This window comes from Nonlabens tegetincola (assembly GCF_002954355.1).
In the GTDB taxonomy this organism is placed as follows: Bacteria; Bacteroidota; Bacteroidia; order Flavobacteriales; family Flavobacteriaceae; genus Nonlabens; species Nonlabens tegetincola.
In genome coordinates, this window is the sequence record NZ_MQVV01000012.1 from 127,491 (window position 1) to 143,188 (window position 15,698).

The window sequence follows — 15,698 nt, forward strand, 5'->3', positions numbered from 1 at the left end:
ACTTAAATGTTACAAGTTATGTTCCAAAAATTATAATTGTGTCACGTTACCTAGAAAGATGCCGTGAAAGCGCTCATCAGTATTATAAACAGCATCTATTTCAATGTAGAATCCAGTGCTGTATGGACTTACTCGTATAAAACCTGATTCAAATGCGGTAATCGCATTGAGGTTGTTACCGGTATCATAATTCTCTGAAAAACCTGCATTCACATCACCAATTTCTTGTGTTGAGTTGATTTCATAAGTACCACTTTGTAATGGGATGTTTCGATTGCCAAAAAACTCGAGATCAATGGCAAAGCCTGTACCTGAAAGCGTACCAGAATTTTCTGTGATATTCTCGTCGGTAATCAATAATTGTGTGGAATAAGTGTCGCTAGAAATTTGTAAAAATTCTTCAAGATAAGCCGGTCTTACGCCTTGATTGTTTTGAAGATCGGGACCGTAACAAAAAACATTAAAGGTAATGGGTGGCAATTCTGGCAAATCATCATCATTGCTACAAGAGTTGATCCCTATAATTAGGAATAAGGATAGCACTAACTTTATTGGGAATAAGTTTTTTGTAGTCATTTTATTGCTTTTTAATGGTTTCTTTCATTTTTAAAGAGTCTGTGGACATTGAGTTAAATTGAATATTGGTTTCTTGTGTTGATTCAGTTGGATGATAGTCAGGTAGATTCTTTTTTCTTTTGAATTCTGTTGCGGTCATGTTGAGAAACTGAAGTAAATCTAACTCATTTTGTTTAGAGAACATCTCTTCATTTAATCCTCTGTCCTTGGCGTAATACATGAATTCATAGAGGTATTTTTCTTCTAATTTCAAGAATTCAGTTAGGAACTTAGTTTGGTATTTATTTTTAATTAAAATCACGTCAAACTCTTTTTTTTCTTCTACTGGTCCCGAGTTTAAATCAAGAGCGCTCAAAGTACTGTTGAGAACAACCGCACCTAGTAGTCCTACTAGGTTAAACATATTAAACCTGGGCATACTTTGGGCCATGGCTTCATGCCTTATAGCGTATTCTTCTGGTTGACGTTGACGATCAGAAAAGGTGTTGTCAATACGATCTACCGCTCTTGTACGTACATTAAATTCACTTACTTCGTCTATTTTGGGATCGACGTTGGTAACTTCTTTTACATCTATAAGCATCAAGCTTTCATTAATAACAACCTCATCTAGAACGTTTACTCCTTGCCTAAGTTGTATAGTAGCTTTTTTATCCTCAACAGTTTGCTCAGTGACCACTAAAGTAAGAGGTTCATATTGTACAGCTCTCAAGGTGAGTTTATCACCTGCTTTTACATTCAAATAAAAGATACCATCATCATTAGTGACAGTACCATCAATGCTGTTATTATTAAAAATGGTAATTCCAGATAGCGGTTCTTCTGTTGCGCTTAGAATTTTTCCTTCTATTTGAGTTCGATTATTTTGTGACCATAAAAGGACTGAAAATAATAGGAGACCGATATTAATAATTGCTTTCATAGCTTATTCTATTTAAAACAAAGTTACTCATACTTGTTACTGTATGACACACTTAAATTAAGCTTTAAGTTAATGTTTGTAAAAAGACTTTACATTAAAGTTTACTTAATTTACAAATACAAGGAGAGATTAACTTGTAATTTTGATGATAATTGTTATTCTTAAAGTGGTAAAAATTTATGCGCAATCTTATTATTGCTAGTACATCTACGATACATCGATCTGGATATTTAGAATATATTAAAGAAGATGTTCTTACAGCCCTCAAAGAAGTTGAAGCTACAAGTCTACTCTTTATTCCATTCGCAAGACCTGGTGGAATTACGCATGAAGATTATACTAAAAAAGTGCAAGTAGCACTAGAAGACACCGGTATTAAGGTAGTTGGTTTGCATGAAGTGCAGGATCCTAAAAAGGCTATTCTTGAGGCCAAAGCAATTTTTACCGGTGGTGGAAATACCTTTGTATTACTTAATGAGCTTTACAAACGAGATGTTTTAACTGCTCTTAGAAAAGCGATATTTTCAGGAACCTTCTATCTAGGAACTAGTGCTGGTAGCAATTTGTGTGGCCTCACAGTTAATAATACTAATGATATGCCTATTGTTCATCCTCCGAGTCTCAAAGCATTAGGCGTAATAGGTTATAATATTAATCCACATTATCTAGATCCGGATTCAGGATCTACTCACATGGGTGAAACGAGAGAAACAAGAATCAACGAGTTTCACACGTACCATCAGATACCGGTAGTTGGATTGCGAGAAGGTAGTTACATAAGAGTGCTAGGAGATAAAGAATTGCTCAAAGGTGAATTGACCGCACGAGTTTTTAAAAAAGATAATAAACCGGTTGAGGTCTCACCAGATTTTGATTTTGCTACATTAACTTAAATCTTAAACCTATGAATATTGATATAAAACACAATCAAAACGATAGTAGAGGAATCTTCTTTTATAAAAAGGAGGAAAAAACGATGGCCGAACTTACATACTCTCATGAGGATAATGTTATGACCATTGATCATACCGAAGTAAATCCAGATTTAGAAGGTAATGGAATAGGAACTCAATTAGTTCATAAGGCGGTTGAGTATGCTCAAAAAAATAATATGAAGGTTCATCCTTTATGTCCATTTGCTGAAGTTTTATTTGATGAAAACGACCAATGGAGCGATCTAAGGGTTTGATGCCAACATTAGAAACTGAACGATTACTATTAAGGCCGTTTGAGATTTCTGATAAAGAATTTGTGTTTGACTTGCACAAGGATCCTCAGGTCATGCAGTTTACAGGAAAACAACCTATGACAACTGTTCTAGAGGCAAAACTCTTATTAGATGAAATATTGCATCCAGAAAAAGGTCAATACGCTTCATACCAATTAGGAAGGTATGCCGTTATTGATAAATCTACAGGAAAAAAAATAGGCAGCGCAGGTTTGAATTATACTCAATCTAAAAACATTATTGAGATAGGGTATAAATTTTTAAAGGAATTTTGGGGTCAAGGTTACGCAACAGAATCTTGTAAAGCTCTTCTAGATCATGGATTCAATACTAGAAATTTTGATTCAATAGCAGCACATATAGCCGAGGAAAATATAGGATCTCAAATTGTTGCAGAAAGGTTGGGAATGCAAATCCATCATAGGTTTTTATGGGAAGGCGTTATTCCCGGTAGGTTTTATACAATGAGTAAATCAACCTTTAAGGCAAACAATCTGTAGTGTTTAACAATAACAATAATTATAGGTGGATTACTCATACAGTTATTTACTTTTACACCGCGTCTATGCCATTGCTATGAGAAACAGTTTTTTGTTCGTCTTTTTCTTGCCATTTATAATGATGGCGCAAGAGTCTACACCTTTTATCATTCAAAAGGCAGCCGAAAGATTATCACAAAACGAACTGCTTAATCAAGTAAATAGCTTTAGCTATGAGTCTTATGAGAATTTTAAAATAACTGGTGATCCAGAGGCTTTAACAGGTCCAGGTTATAAAAAAACCGAATTACGTAAGACTTTAAAAAAAACGCAAGTACTTTTTTCAGAGCGTACCATCCTGCATGTATACGATTCAATAAAAGGATATAAAGAGGTAGTAACAGCAGCTCAAATGCCAGGTTTTGAAAAACCTGTATATCCTGTATATACTATCATATTTCAATCCCAGTTTTTAAATCAAAAGGATTATATAATACTTGATCAACGATTTAAAAATCCATTGCATTCTTCAAGAACTGAATTCTACGATTATCAAATCGAAAAAGATTCCGTAATAGAGAACAGAACTGTCTATAAAGTAAATTTTAAACCACAACCTCTTGCAGAAATCCCCAATTTATTAGAAGGTACCGTTTACATAGATGCTGTTAATTATGATGTTGTTCTCTTTGAAATTGATACACCAGGAGAACTCAATATAGAGACTCTTCATAGCTTTACCTACAATACAAAAGCCGGAGTTTGGGTTCCTTTAAAAAGATCTTTGTATGTAAAAAAGCAGAAAACTAAAAAGGAATTGGAGCTTTTTGGTGGTAGGCTAGAGGTAGGTAACGAATCTCCGTCTGAAAATCAAACAGGACAAGATTTGTATATGATTCTAGAAGTGGATTACTTCAATTATGAATTAAATATACCGGTAGATTTTGGAAAGAAGGGTATTCTTACTGAAATCCCTGACGAGGCAATAGGTCGGCCAGAATCATATTGGGATGAATATCGAGATTCAAAAGAGGCCTATACAACAACACAACTAGCTCAATTTACAAACTTGGATAGTGTGGTTACCGCGACCAAGATTAATAGAAAACTAGAAACACTTGATAAGTTTAAGGTGGGCTATTATCCAGCAGGATTTTTTGATATTGATTTAAAGTATCTAGTAAAATACAATGATTACGAGGCGTTTAGATTGGGAGTTGGTGGTCAAACTAATGAGAAATTAAGTGAAAAATGGAGGTTAAGTGGTTACGTGGCCTACGGTACTAAGGATGATCGATTTAAATATAAAATAAGCGCAGGATTTAGAATTGACGAAGAAAAAAACACATGGCTCAACCTATATAAAAGTGAGGATATTGCTGAAATAGGTGCCGAAAAATTCTTGACTGATGCACGTGTTTATAGTCTTTTTGAGCCTAGACTTATCAATATTCCAACTTTCTTTAAATACAATAGTGTAGGAGCCTCACTACAACAGCGATTATTCCCTTCGTTGATAAGTGAGATCTCGCTTTCGCGAAAGCGAATTACTCAAACAACATTTTATGAATTCAGGCCTAGGGATAATAGTTTTACTAACTATACCTTATCTGAAGTGGTTATAGGTGCGAGGTATAGTCCAGTAAGCACCTTTATGCTTACTCCTAGCGGTTATCAAGAAATAACACGAGGTTATCCAATATTAAGTGCTCAATACACACAAGGAATAAAAGGATTGTATGGATCAAACTTTAATTACGGAAAGTTGTCTGCCAAAGCGGTATATTTTCAACCCTGGAAGGACAATTCTTTTACTGAATTGCAAGTAGAAGGTCACTACGGCCGTGGCGATATTCCTCTTACCCATCTTTATCATGCTTACCCTAACTCACCTACAAAAGATGAATTATTGCAAAGGTTTTCAGTTGCAGGTAGGCGCAGTTTTGAAACCATGTATTTCAATGAGTTCTTTTCTGATAGATTGATCACAGCACAAGTAAAGCATAGATTCCCTGCACTTAACATTGCATCGTTTTTAAAGCCTGAAGTTGCCTTTATTACTAGGGCAGCCTTAGGTAGTATGAACAATACTGAAGAGCATATAGGAATTGGGTTTGACACTCTAGAACACGGTTATTTTGAAAGTGGTGTTGAATTAAATAAACTCCTTTTCGGATTTGGATTAAGCTTTTCTTACCGCTATGGGGCTTATCATTTGCCTGATATTGAGGACAATCTTGCGTTAAAATTTACCTTTTATTTAGAATTGTAGCCTTTAGAATAGTTTACACTTGAAATAAGGATTATCACGTGTATAAGATTTACCTTTGCAGCCCATCGGTAAAGACCTATGCATAAATTATTTAGTTTCAGCTTTTGGAATAGTTTAGCGCGATTAATACTGCGCAATCGTGAGGTGATTCTCGGACTTATTGTTCTTGCAACAATTGCCCTAGGAACTCAGTGGAAATACATGAAGTTTTCTCATACTGAGGCTAATTTGCTTCCTGATGATCATCCAGTGAATATTGAGTATGATGAGTTTATTAAACAATTTGGTGAAGAAGGGAATTTAATTATTCTTGGAGCTACCCAAGAGACTCTTAATACTTACGAGAAATTAAATGCTTGGAACCAACTGGCAGATAGTATTTCAAAATTTGAGGAAATCGACTTCGTTTTATCTACCAGTAACTTACCTGTTCTTGAATTAGATGAACCTAGTTCTAGTTTTAAAGTAAACGAATTACTGCCTACAAAATTAAAAAGCGAGGCAGACTATGCCACTTTTAAGAAAAAGCTATTTACCGATTTACCGTTTTACAAAAATTTAATTTATAGTGAAAAGGATAGTGTAATACGTACCGCTGTTTATTTAAAGAAAGACATTGTAAATACAATCACTCGAAAAGAGTTTGTTCTTAATGAATTAGTTCCTTTAATAGATTCTTATAGAAATAATGGACTAGATGTTAGAACATCAGGAATGCCTTACATACGTACCTTAAATGCACAAAATATTGTTGATGAAATAGGTATGTTTTTGTTAGCAGCATTGCTTATAACCTCTGGGTTATTCTTTTTCTTTTTCAGATCGTGGCGCGCAACTTTTATATCTATTGTCACCGTAATAATAGGAGTGATGTGGGCATTTGGATTTTTGGGTCTATTTCGATTTGAGATCACTGTACTCACAGCTATCATTCCTCCTTTAATTATTGTAATTGGGATACCTAATTGCATATTCTTAATCAATAAATACCAGCAGGAAATCAGGAAACACGGTAATCAAGCTCTCTCTTTACAACGAGTCATTACTAAGGTAGGTAATGCTACTTTAATGACTAACCTTACCACTGCAAGTGGATTTGCAACTTTTATTTTTACGCAAAGTAAATTGCTTAAAGAATTTGGTATTGTAGCAAGTATCTGTATCGTTACCATATTCGTTTTAAGCTTGATGATTATTCCTATCATTTATAGCTATTTACCGTTGCCTAAGGAAAAACATCTTAAGCATTTAGGAAAAACGTGGATCAACAGTTTTGCCAATTGGTTAGGTGTTATGGTGAAGAACTATAGAATCGCTATTTATATTACCAGCGTTGTTGTCCTTATTCTCAGCTTCATTGGGATGTATCAAATTAGAGTTTCTGGAAGTTTAATTGAGGATATGCCTAAAAGCATGGGCTTTTACAAGGATATTAAATTTTTTGAAGAAAGTTTTGATGGTGTCATGCCTGTTGAAATTGTCATCAATACCAAGAAAAAGAAAGGTGTTAATAAACCAAAAACGCTTAAAAAGATTGACAAGTTAGAAGAGCATATCATTGAAACACCCGAGTTGTCCAGACCAATGTCGGTAATTTCATTAATTAAGTTTGCAAAACAGGCTTTCTATCAAGGTGATCCCGAGTTCTTTGATCTGCCAACAAGCAATGAACGTTTATTTATGGCTAAATTTCTCAAGAATAGTAATGGAGAAGTAGGTTTAATGAAAAGTTATGTGGATAGTACAGGTCAATACGCACGCGTGACAACTTTCATGAAAGATATGCCTACTGAACGTCTTGAGTATGTAGAAGAAAATTTAAGAGCAAAACTTGAAACCCTTTTTCCTGTTGAAGATTATGAAATTACCTTAACGGGTAAAGCGCTTGTATTTCAAAAAGGAACCAATTACTTAATTAATAATTTGATTTTGTCATTATCCTTGGCCATTTTATTAATAGCATTGTTTATCGCGTTTATGTTTAAGTCGCTTAGGATGATTTTTGTTTCGATTGTACCTAACTTACTTCCTTTGTTAATGACTGCTGGATTAATGGGTTTCATAGGTGTGCCTATAAAAGCTTCAACCATCTTGGTTTTTTCAATAGCCTTTGGAATTTCTGTTGATGATACTATTCACTTCTTAGCTAAGTATAGGCAAGAGCTTATGGCAAATAATTGGAAAATTAAGAAGTCTGTTTATAGCGCTTTAAAAGAAACTGGAGTTAGTATGTTTTATACTAGTATCGTTTTATTTTTTGGATTTTCTACATTTACCATATCGAGTTTTGGAGGTACTGTTGCATTAGGAGCTTTAGTAAGTGCAACCTTGTTATTTGCTATGTTGTCCAATCTTTTGTTGTTGCCTAGTATGTTGTTATCACTAGAACGCAGCATCGCAAATGAACGTACATTTAAAAAACCAGCCATTCCTATTATCGCACCAAAATCTGACGAGGAAGAATAGGACGCGTATCTCTAGTGTAATTCGTTGCAGCAATTATTGTTCATAGAGTGCATAAAATCTATATTTGCCATTCAAGTTATTCCTAGAAATGAAAAGAATAGTAGATATTTTAAAGGACGATCCTAGTATGGTTGAAATTACCGTTAAAGGATGGGTGCGCAGTTTTAGAAACGATAGATTTATAGCGATTAATGACGGTTCGACCATAAAGAATTTGCAAGCAGTAATAGATCCTGAAAAAATAGATCAAGCTGTAAGAGATCAAATTACAGTAGCATCTGCTGTGGCAGTTACAGGTAATTTAGTCGAAAGTGAAGGAAAAGGACAACGTGTAGAACTACAAGCTAATTCGGTAGAGATTCTTGCAACCGCAGATTCTGAAGAAGTAGCAAAAACAATTTTGTCTCCTAAAAGGCATAAATTGGATACACTAAGAGAACAAGCTCACTTACGCGTGCGTACTAATACCTTTGGAGCGGTAATGCGTGTAAGAGCGGCCTTATCTTTTGCTATTCATAAATATTTCCAAGAAAAAGGATTTTATCAAGCTCATACACCAATCATTACTGGTAGTGATGCTGAAGGAGCTGGAGAAATGTTTCGTATCTCTACCTTAGATGCAAAAAATCCTCCGCTTACAGAAGAAGGGGAAATAGATTACTCAAAAGATTTTTTTGGTAAAGAAACCAACTTAACTGTTTCAGGACAGTTAGAAGCAGAAACTTATGCCATGGGATTAGGTCAAGTATATACCTTTGGACCTACCTTTAGAGCAGAAAATTCAAATACATCTCGACATTTAGCCGAATTTTGGATGATTGAACCTGAAGTAGCGTTTAATGATCTAGATGCAAACATGGATCTTGCCGAGGATTTTATTAAAGAAGTAATTAAGTATACCATTGAACAATGCGCCGATGATTTAGAATTTCTAGAGCAACGATTGGTTAACGAAGATAAGCTCAAGCCTCAAGCAGAACGTAGTCCTATGCCGTTACGTGAAAAGTTAGAGTTTGTTTTAAAAAATAACTTTAAACGAGTTTCTTATACCGAGGCGATAGATATACTTAAAAACTCTAAGCCTAATAAGAAGAAAAAGTTCAACTATGTCATAGAAGAATGGGGAGCAGATCTTCAATCGGAACATGAACGTTATCTAGTTGAAAAACATTTTAAGTGTCCCGTGATTCTTTTTGATTATCCTGCAAAAATTAAAGCCTTTTATATGAGGTTAAATGATGATCATAAAACTGTGCGCGCCATGGATATCTTATTCCCTGGAATTGGTGAAATTGTTGGTGGTTCTCAACGTGAAGAGCGTTATGATGTACTTAAACAAAAAATGGATGACATGGGAATTCCAGAAGAGGAACTTTGGTGGTATCTAGAGATGAGAAAATTCGGTAGTGTAGTACATAGCGGATTTGGATTAGGATTTGAACGATTGGTAATGTTTGTTACAGGAATGGGTAATGTACGTGACGTAATTCCTTATCCTCGCACACCAGGAAATGCTGAATTCTAACTAAATAATTCACAAAAATCAAACTTAAGCCTGTGATCACACAGGCTTTTTTTATTTTTACAAGTAAGAATATTTGTAAATGCTTAAGCAAACACTCAATTTTAAACTTTCTCAAAAGCTGTCTCCGCAGCAAATTCAGCTCATGAAATTGATTCAACTGCCTACACAGGCATTTGAACAACGAGTTAAATCTGAACTTGAGGAAAATCCTGCACTTGATAGTGGCAAGGAAAAATCAGAAGATGAGTATGACTCACTTACTAACGACGATTTTGATCAAGATAATGAAACCATCGAGGCAGATATCAATGTTGATGAATATTTAAGCGACGACGAGATACCAGAATATCGTACGCAATCTAATAACTACAGTGCGGATGAAGACGAGAAAAGTGTTCCTTATGCGGCAGGAAAATCATTTACTCAAACCCTTCTTGATCAGCTTAATACTAGGCGATTATCCGATCAAGAAGCTAGTATCGCGCAATTTTTAGTAGGTAGCATAGATGGTAGCGGTTACATACGCAGATCATTGGAGGATATTGCAGATGACCTAGCCTTTACCATGAACGTTTACACCGATGTGGATGAGGTAGAAAAGGTGTTGCGTATCGTACAACAGCTAGATCCTGCCGGAGTAGGAGCCCGTAGTTTGCAGGAGTGTTTATTGATTCAGCTTTCGCGAAAGCGTAATTCCCCAGATACTGAGCTTGCAATTAAGTTGATTAGAGACAGTTTTGACGCTTTTAGTAAAAAGCACTATAAAAAATTACTTTCTAAATACAATGTAAGTGAGGAAGAATTGCGTGATGCTATTGAAGAAATAGAGCATTTAAACCCAAAACCTGGAGGCTCATACGCTGGCGGCAGTACAAAAATCGTAGAGCAAGTTGTTCCAGATTTTACAATTAGAATTAAAGACGGCGAGTTAGAACTTACTCTAAATGGTCGTAATGCTCCAGAGCTACACGTGTCTAGAGACTACTCTAACATGCTTAAAGGTTATAAAGAGGCAAAGGAGAAGACTAAGTCTCAAAAGGACGCTGTGATGTTCATTAAACAAAAGCTGGATAGTGCAAAGTGGTTCATTGAGGCAATAAAGCAACGACAAGAAACACTGTTTGTAACGATGTCTAGCATTATGCATTATCAAAAGGAATATTTCCTTACAGGTGATGAACGTAACTTACGTCCTATGATTTTAAAGGACATCGCCGATGAAATTGGTATGGACGTTTCTACCGTGAGCCGTGTGGCAAATTCAAAGTATGTGGATACACCTTATGGAACAAAGTTGATCAAGGAATTTTTCTCGGAATCCATGACTAATACAGACGGAGAAGAGGTTTCTACTAGGGAAATAAAGAAAATACTAGAAACTGTGATTAATGAAGAGGATAAGAAAAAACCTCTTACGGATCAAAAACTAGCTGAGATCCTTAAGGATAAAGGTTATCCTATAGCCAGAAGAACGGTAGCTAAGTATCGTGAGCAGCTAGATATTCCCGTAGCAAGATTGCGTAAAGAGATCTAATGCAAGAACGCTTTTTTAAGATATGGAGCGTCGTGACAAATCCCTTATGGATTCCTTTTGTTGTATCGTTTTGGTTTCTTAGTTATAATACCTATGATAATGATCAGCAAGTTGATGTCAAGTTGTATTTGATAGGATTGCTTACCATTATTATCCCGTTGTTGATTTATGTAATATTAAAAATACTTGGTATAGTTCAATCTATAGATTTAAAAACATCAAAGGAACGCACCTGGCCACTTATTTGTTATACGATATTGATTGTGATCGTAGCACGTGGTGGCTTTAGAGATGGATTTCATACACCATTGTATTATTTCTTTATCGGGATTGTAGTCGCTTCATTTATCGCAGCAGTTCTCTCTTTTATGAGGTATAAAATAAGTTTGCATATGATGGGAATAGGTGGATTGCTAGGTTTTGTGTTTGTTCTTTTATTCACTATGAATCTACCGTTGTTGTATTTAATAGCTGGTATAAGTATAATAGCTGGGGTTACAGCGTCTGCACGATTATATTTAAAAGCACATTCTAATCACGAAATAATATTTGGCTTTTTGACCGGTTTGATTACACAAATTTATATTGGGGTTTAATACGTATTATAGAATGTAAAATTCTATTCCAAATTTTATCGGTTGAAGATTGATAGGATCGTTATTTATTTGTGCGTTTTCATTGAATAATGGATTTAGATTATACATCACAAAAGCGTTAAAACTTCCATTACCGATGCTTAAGGTTGCAGCAAATCTAAATTTTTCTAGTTCTGGAATGTCTTTTAGGACTCTTGTAACTCCTTCGCCTTGAAAGTCGGATTTGTGATGAAAGATATACCCTAGTCTTACACCGGTGTAGATACGCCAAAAGGTATATTCTGTAGGAGTAGAAGTGCGCCATCTAAATTGTATGGGCATCTCTATTAGATTGGTGTGTAAACGATTGCGATCCACATCAATGTCGTCATCAATAATTTGATAAGTTGTTTTACCGCTTTCATCGGTATTAATAAATAAGTTGGAATTATATCTATTTGTGCTGTATCCTAAACCTATACCTATGGCAATATTTCTTCTTTTATTAATTGGCATGTCTCTAATAAACCCTAAATGTAGACCACCTGAAAATCCATTTTGAGAAAACTCATCGGGTTCATTGTTAATTAGATTAAAAGTTAGTCCTACATATATTTGATCTTCTCTATACAATGAATCGTTTACGCTTTCTGGTATTTTCTCAAATTCTTGTGTTTGAACAGTGGTATCCTGTCCAAAAGAGATATAACTAACAAGAAAGATAATTAGTAAAAGCGAGTATGTTCTCATAAGGTTTGTTTTGCCGTAAGCAAGTTACTAATAGTAAAAGAAAATATGTGACTATAAAATTGTAATTATTTGACAAGGCAAGGATTGTACAATATATTAAAGTCACATATTAGCCGTATTGTTATTGATTTGAGATTATTCAATTTTTACAGGTTCAGCCTCCGATAGCTTTCCTGGAAAGAGATCTTCAACCAGTTCAATTTTCCTTTTCAATTCGAGAAATTCAGGTGAGTTTAAATCGTTTTGTGGCCAATTTTGACGTTCTAGCTTCAACGCTTTGTAGCTCGTGTTAAAAAGTCTTAGGGCCTCTCTGTCTCGTAAATGGTTATATGCTTTGATAAGTTGATCAGTAACTGTCAAATAGGTCTTGTAATCGGTTTGTCGGTCACTTACCAGTGAGATCACTGCCTTATCTGGATTGTCAGAGGACTCTGGATTTCGTTCTCCTTGACAATAATTACAGGTTTTATTTCCAGATCCGCCACCATTGTCTAAAAAGGCAATAGCGCTTGTTGTGATGTCTTCTATCTCCATTGGTGATCCTTCAACCATTATTTGATTGTCCGATGTTACTATTACTTGATAAATGTTTCTTTCAGGAATACTAACCGCAGGTGTGTCGTTAGGCTTAGATAATTTTCTTAAGATTCCGGTGTCTGTTTCAATGGTTGTTGTTACTAGAAAGAAGATAAGTAACAGGAATGCTATATCTGCCATTGAGCCTGCATTCACTTCTGGTGCGTTTCGTTTTGCCATTTTGATAAAATTTAAGGTTAACATTAATGAGAATTACGAAGCAATAAGTTGATAAAGCTTAATTATAATTCGTAAGTACTCCTGTAACCAAAATCAAAGGTCGTGCCACTGATTATCAGGCAATTGTATGAAATGCAATAAAACAAAAAAAGCCAGTCCCTAGGACTGGCTTTTAACTTGTATTAAAGTGAAATTTACTTCTTAATGTTTTTCATTGAATTACCTTCTTTAGAAGTGTAATTAACCTTGAGTGCATAGGCATCTCTAAGTTCTTGTTTAACATCAGTAAGAATACCAACTTTAGAGTTTCTATCTACTTTAAGTGAAACCAAAAATTCATCCTTTTCGTCTTCATTCATTTTATTTCTCTTAGTGTTAACGTAGTCTTGAACTTGTTTGACACTTGAGATTTTATCACCTAGTTGTACTACATCATTAGTACCAAATTGCTTTTGCATTTTTTCGTTAGGTTTTCCAATGTAAATGAAAGCTACTTTGTTTTTGTCGGATAACTTTTCTACTTCACCTGCAAGTGGAAGATTATTTTCAACGCTTAATTCATTTTCACGCATTACCGTAGCAACCATGAAAAAGAATAAAAGCATAAATACGATATCTGGCAGCGAAGCCGTAGAAATCGCTGGTAAATCACCACTCTTTTTCTTTTTAAACTTTGACATAATTATCCTGCTTTTTGAGGTTCTGCTTCTGATAATTTACCAGGGAACAACTCTTCTACTTTTTCGATTTTCTCAACCAGTTTTTCATAATCAGGATTGTCTTCCTTTTCTGTTTCTGGCCAACCGTCCTTTTCTGCTTTTAGCTCTTCGTAAGATACACCATATAGTCTATTAGCTTCACGATTTCTAAGTGTTGTGTAAGCCTTTACTAATTGATCCATTACGGTGATGTACATACTGTAGCTAGCTTGTCTATCATTTACAAGTGAAATCACAGCCTTATCTGGATTATCAGATGATGCTGGATCTTTTTTACCTTGACAGTATCCACAAGCAGTTCTAGGTGTGTCTCCACCACCATTATCTAGGAATTCTATAGCAGCTTTAGTTAAATCTTTAACTTCCATAGGTTTCTCTTCTACTAGTAGCTGGTCGTTTTTATTAACCAGTACTTGGAAGATATTTTTTTCCTTAATTGGTGGAGCTTCTTGCTCTTCTGGCGCAGGTGGCGGTAACTTACGTTTGATACCACTATCAACTTCAATAGTTGTTGTAACTAGGAAGAAGATAAGTAGCAAAAACGCTATATCAGCCATGGAACCTGCATTCACTTCTGGTGCTGATCTTCTAGCCATAATTTATCTTTTTAAAACTTTACTCACTCCAGACCAAACAATAGTACCTACAGCAACTATTGCTAGTATGTAGAATACATATAAAGATGTTCCGATCCATTGTGAGGTGCTCGCAGTTAACTGCTCGCCGTCGTCTAACATGATAGCTTCTCCTTGTGCATTTACTACTGAATTATCAGCAAATGCAAAATAAGAAATTAGAACTACTACTACGAGTAGACCTATTGAGATCAAACTCTTTTTAAGAGTTTCTGGACTTGTAAATAGTCCTTTAAGTACAAATACTACTACAGATAATATGATTATTCCTAAAATGATATAAGATAGATACATCATTGGTGTTACTGTAGAGCTTTGAACTCCGTTCTCATTAAGTTCAATAGCCTCATCACCCACAGCAAGGGTGTAGAAAAAGAATCCAAAAGCCACTAAACCTAGCAAGAGTACAAGATATTTTATTACTTTATGTAATGCCATGGTTTTAGTTTTTTAAGATTCTACTATTAAAGTTTACCGTTTTTGTAGTCAGACAAGATGTCTATCAATGTAATTGATGCATCTTCCATGTCATTTACAATACTATCGATTTTAGCAATGATGTAGTTGTAAAAGATTTGAAGAATAATAGCAACAATCAGACCAAATACAGTTGTAAGAAGCGCAACTTTAATACCTGTTGCAACTAGTGATGGTTCCATAGCACCTGCTTCTGCGATACTATCGAAAGATTTGATCATCCCGATTACTGTACCCATGAAACCAAGCATAGGTGCTAGTGCGATGAATAAAGATACCCAAGAAACATTTTTTTCTAATTGGCCCATTTGAACACCACCATAAGCAACTACAGCTTTTTCTGCAGCGTCTATACCTTCATCTACACGGTCTAAACCTTGGTAGTAGATAGAAGCAACAGGACCTTTTGTGTTTCTACAAACTTCCTTAGCAGCTTCAACACCACCACTCTTAAGAGCGTCTTCTACGTTTGCAGCTAATTTCTTAGAGTTTGTTGTGGAAAGGTTTAGATAAATAATTCTTTCAATAGCGATAGCTAGACCTAAGATAAGACAAAGTAATACAATCGCCATAAACACAGGACCACCTTCTATGAATCGCTTTTTAAGCTCTTGGTGAAAGCTTACCTTTTCTACAGGGTCAGCATTTTGCGTAACAATTGTAGTAATCGCAGCATTAGTAGTCGTTGTTGTAGCAGCAGTTGAAGTGTTTGCCATACCTAGCATCATCATAACTGCAACGAGTAAAATTGAAAGTGATCGTTTCATTTTTAGATATTGATTTA

At 35.2% G+C, this 15,698-nt stretch carries 16 protein-coding genes; 8 read left to right on the top strand and 8 right to left on the bottom strand.

Going from position 1 to position 15,698, the window contains the following annotated elements; translation table 11 throughout:
• Nucleotides 1–30: 30 nt before the first annotated feature.
• Together BST93_RS04340 and BST93_RS04345 are read right to left on the bottom strand one after the other, a co-directional pair.
• Nucleotides 31–576 (bottom strand): hypothetical protein, encoded by a 546-nt coding sequence (locus BST93_RS04340; protein WP_105018224.1) that lies wholly within the window; start codon nucleotides 574–576, stop codon nucleotides 31–33.
• 1 nt (nucleotide 577) lies between these two features.
• The gene (locus BST93_RS04345) at nucleotides 578–1,498 is read right to left on the bottom strand and encodes a carboxypeptidase-like regulatory domain-containing protein (protein ID WP_105018225.1); all 921 of its coding nucleotides are present in this window, start codon (nucleotides 1,496–1,498) and stop codon (nucleotides 578–580) included.
• A gap of 179 nt (nucleotides 1,499–1,677) precedes the next feature.
• Here BST93_RS04345 and pepE point away from each other — a divergent pair, with 179 nt between their 5' ends.
• The 8 genes from pepE (at nucleotide 1,678) to BST93_RS04385 (ending at nucleotide 11,598) form a co-directional block, all read left to right on the top strand.
• Nucleotides 1,678–2,391, top strand: coding sequence for a dipeptidase PepE (pepE, locus tag BST93_RS04350; protein ID WP_105018226.1), 714 nt, complete (start codon nucleotides 1,678–1,680; stop codon nucleotides 2,389–2,391).
• An 11-nt stretch (nucleotides 2,392–2,402) separates the two neighbouring features.
• Nucleotides 2,403–2,687 (top strand): GNAT family N-acetyltransferase, encoded by a 285-nt coding sequence (locus BST93_RS04355; protein ID WP_258150476.1) that lies wholly within the window; start codon nucleotides 2,403–2,405, stop codon nucleotides 2,685–2,687.
• Nucleotides 2,666–3,226: a GNAT family N-acetyltransferase gene (locus BST93_RS04360; protein ID WP_105018227.1), complete on the top strand. Its 561-nt coding sequence runs from the start codon at nucleotides 2,666–2,668 to the stop codon at nucleotides 3,224–3,226. Before BST93_RS04355 ends, BST93_RS04360 begins: the two co-directional genes overlap by 22 nt.
• 76 nt (nucleotides 3,227–3,302) lie before the next feature.
• Nucleotides 3,303–5,477, top strand: a complete 2,175-nt coding sequence (locus BST93_RS04365; RefSeq protein ID WP_105018228.1) for a DUF5686 family protein — start codon at nucleotides 3,303–3,305, stop codon at nucleotides 5,475–5,477.
• Nucleotides 5,478–5,555: 78 nt separating this feature from the next.
• Complete coding sequence (locus BST93_RS04370) at nucleotides 5,556–7,943, top strand: efflux RND transporter permease subunit (protein ID WP_105018229.1); 2,388 nt, start codon at nucleotides 5,556–5,558, stop codon at nucleotides 7,941–7,943.
• 88 nt (nucleotides 7,944–8,031) lie between these two features.
• On the top strand, nucleotides 8,032–9,468 hold the full coding sequence (gene asnS, locus BST93_RS04375) for an asparagine--tRNA ligase (protein ID WP_105018230.1): 1,437 nt from the start codon (nucleotides 8,032–8,034) through the stop codon (nucleotides 9,466–9,468).
• Between the two features lie 79 nt (nucleotides 9,469–9,547).
• Nucleotides 9,548–11,002 (top strand): RNA polymerase factor sigma-54, encoded by a 1,455-nt coding sequence (gene rpoN, locus BST93_RS04380; RefSeq protein WP_105018231.1) that lies wholly within the window; start codon nucleotides 9,548–9,550, stop codon nucleotides 11,000–11,002.
• The gene (locus BST93_RS04385; protein ID WP_235783925.1) at nucleotides 11,002–11,598 is read left to right on the top strand and encodes a hypothetical protein; all 597 of its coding nucleotides are present in this window, start codon (nucleotides 11,002–11,004) and stop codon (nucleotides 11,596–11,598) included. The genes rpoN and BST93_RS04385 overlap by 1 nt, the downstream gene beginning before the upstream one ends.
• Nucleotides 11,599–11,604: 6 nt before the next feature.
• On the opposite strand, the gene BST93_RS04390 is transcribed toward BST93_RS04385, so the two are convergent.
• The 6 genes from BST93_RS04390 to BST93_RS04415 all read right to left on the bottom strand — a co-directional run bounded on the left by BST93_RS04390 (nucleotide 11,605) and on the right by BST93_RS04415 (nucleotide 15,681).
• On the bottom strand, nucleotides 11,605–12,327 hold the full coding sequence (locus BST93_RS04390) for a porin family protein (RefSeq protein ID WP_105018232.1): 723 nt from the start codon (nucleotides 12,325–12,327) through the stop codon (nucleotides 11,605–11,607).
• 135 nt (nucleotides 12,328–12,462) lie between these two features.
• Complete coding sequence (locus BST93_RS04395) at nucleotides 12,463–13,083, bottom strand: ExbD/TolR family protein (RefSeq protein WP_105018564.1); 621 nt, start codon at nucleotides 13,081–13,083, stop codon at nucleotides 12,463–12,465.
• A 194-nt stretch (nucleotides 13,084–13,277) separates the two neighbouring features.
• Nucleotides 13,278–13,763, bottom strand: coding sequence for an ExbD/TolR family protein (locus tag BST93_RS04400; protein WP_042276095.1), 486 nt, complete (start codon nucleotides 13,761–13,763; stop codon nucleotides 13,278–13,280).
• A 2-nt stretch (nucleotides 13,764–13,765) separates the two neighbouring features.
• The gene (locus tag BST93_RS04405) at nucleotides 13,766–14,398 is read right to left on the bottom strand and encodes an ExbD/TolR family protein (RefSeq protein ID WP_042276092.1); all 633 of its coding nucleotides are present in this window, start codon (nucleotides 14,396–14,398) and stop codon (nucleotides 13,766–13,768) included.
• A 3-nt stretch (nucleotides 14,399–14,401) separates the two neighbouring features.
• Complete coding sequence (locus tag BST93_RS04410; RefSeq protein ID WP_042276090.1) at nucleotides 14,402–14,875, bottom strand: hypothetical protein; 474 nt, start codon at nucleotides 14,873–14,875, stop codon at nucleotides 14,402–14,404.
• Between the two features lie 26 nt (nucleotides 14,876–14,901).
• Nucleotides 14,902–15,681 (bottom strand): MotA/TolQ/ExbB proton channel family protein, encoded by a 780-nt coding sequence (locus BST93_RS04415; RefSeq protein WP_105018565.1) that lies wholly within the window; start codon nucleotides 15,679–15,681, stop codon nucleotides 14,902–14,904.
• Between the last annotated feature and the right edge of the window lie 17 nt (nucleotides 15,682–15,698).

What these genes read in the sequence shown, in the direction of transcription:
- pepE (WP_105018226.1), top strand. Translation starts at nt 1,678, where the DNA reads ATGCGCAATCTTATTATTGCTAGTACATCTACGATACATCGATCTGGA.
- asnS (WP_105018230.1), top strand. Translation starts at nt 8,032, where the DNA reads ATGAAAAGAATAGTAGATATTTTAAAGGACGATCCTAGTATGGTTGAA.
- BST93_RS04395 (WP_105018564.1), bottom strand. Translation starts at nt 13,083, where the DNA reads ATGGCAAAACGAAACGCACCAGAAGTGAATGCAGGCTCAATGGCAGAT.
- BST93_RS04365 (WP_105018228.1), top strand. Translation starts at nt 3,303, where the DNA reads ATGAGAAACAGTTTTTTGTTCGTCTTTTTCTTGCCATTTATAATGATG.
- BST93_RS04360 (WP_105018227.1), top strand. Translation starts at nt 2,666, where the DNA reads ATGGAGCGATCTAAGGGTTTGATGCCAACATTAGAAACTGAACGATTA.
- BST93_RS04340 (WP_105018224.1), bottom strand. Translation starts at nt 576, where the DNA reads ATGACTACAAAAAACTTATTCCCAATAAAGTTAGTGCTATCCTTATTC.
- BST93_RS04355 (WP_258150476.1), top strand. Translation starts at nt 2,403, where the DNA reads ATGAATATTGATATAAAACACAATCAAAACGATAGTAGAGGAATCTTC.
- BST93_RS04390 (WP_105018232.1), bottom strand. Translation starts at nt 12,327, where the DNA reads ATGAGAACATACTCGCTTTTACTAATTATCTTTCTTGTTAGTTATATC.
- rpoN (WP_105018231.1), top strand. Translation starts at nt 9,548, where the DNA reads ATGCTTAAGCAAACACTCAATTTTAAACTTTCTCAAAAGCTGTCTCCG.
- BST93_RS04405 (WP_042276092.1), bottom strand. Translation starts at nt 14,398, where the DNA reads ATGGCTAGAAGATCAGCACCAGAAGTGAATGCAGGTTCCATGGCTGAT.
- BST93_RS04385 (WP_235783925.1), top strand. Translation starts at nt 11,002, where the DNA reads ATGCAAGAACGCTTTTTTAAGATATGGAGCGTCGTGACAAATCCCTTA.
- BST93_RS04345 (WP_105018225.1), bottom strand. Translation starts at nt 1,498, where the DNA reads ATGAAAGCAATTATTAATATCGGTCTCCTATTATTTTCAGTCCTTTTA.
- BST93_RS04415 (WP_105018565.1), bottom strand. Translation starts at nt 15,681, where the DNA reads ATGAAACGATCACTTTCAATTTTACTCGTTGCAGTTATGATGATGCTA.
- BST93_RS04370 (WP_105018229.1), top strand. Translation starts at nt 5,556, where the DNA reads ATGCATAAATTATTTAGTTTCAGCTTTTGGAATAGTTTAGCGCGATTA.
- BST93_RS04410 (WP_042276090.1), bottom strand. Translation starts at nt 14,875, where the DNA reads ATGGCATTACATAAAGTAATAAAATATCTTGTACTCTTGCTAGGTTTA.
- BST93_RS04400 (WP_042276095.1), bottom strand. Translation starts at nt 13,763, where the DNA reads ATGTCAAAGTTTAAAAAGAAAAAGAGTGGTGATTTACCAGCGATTTCT.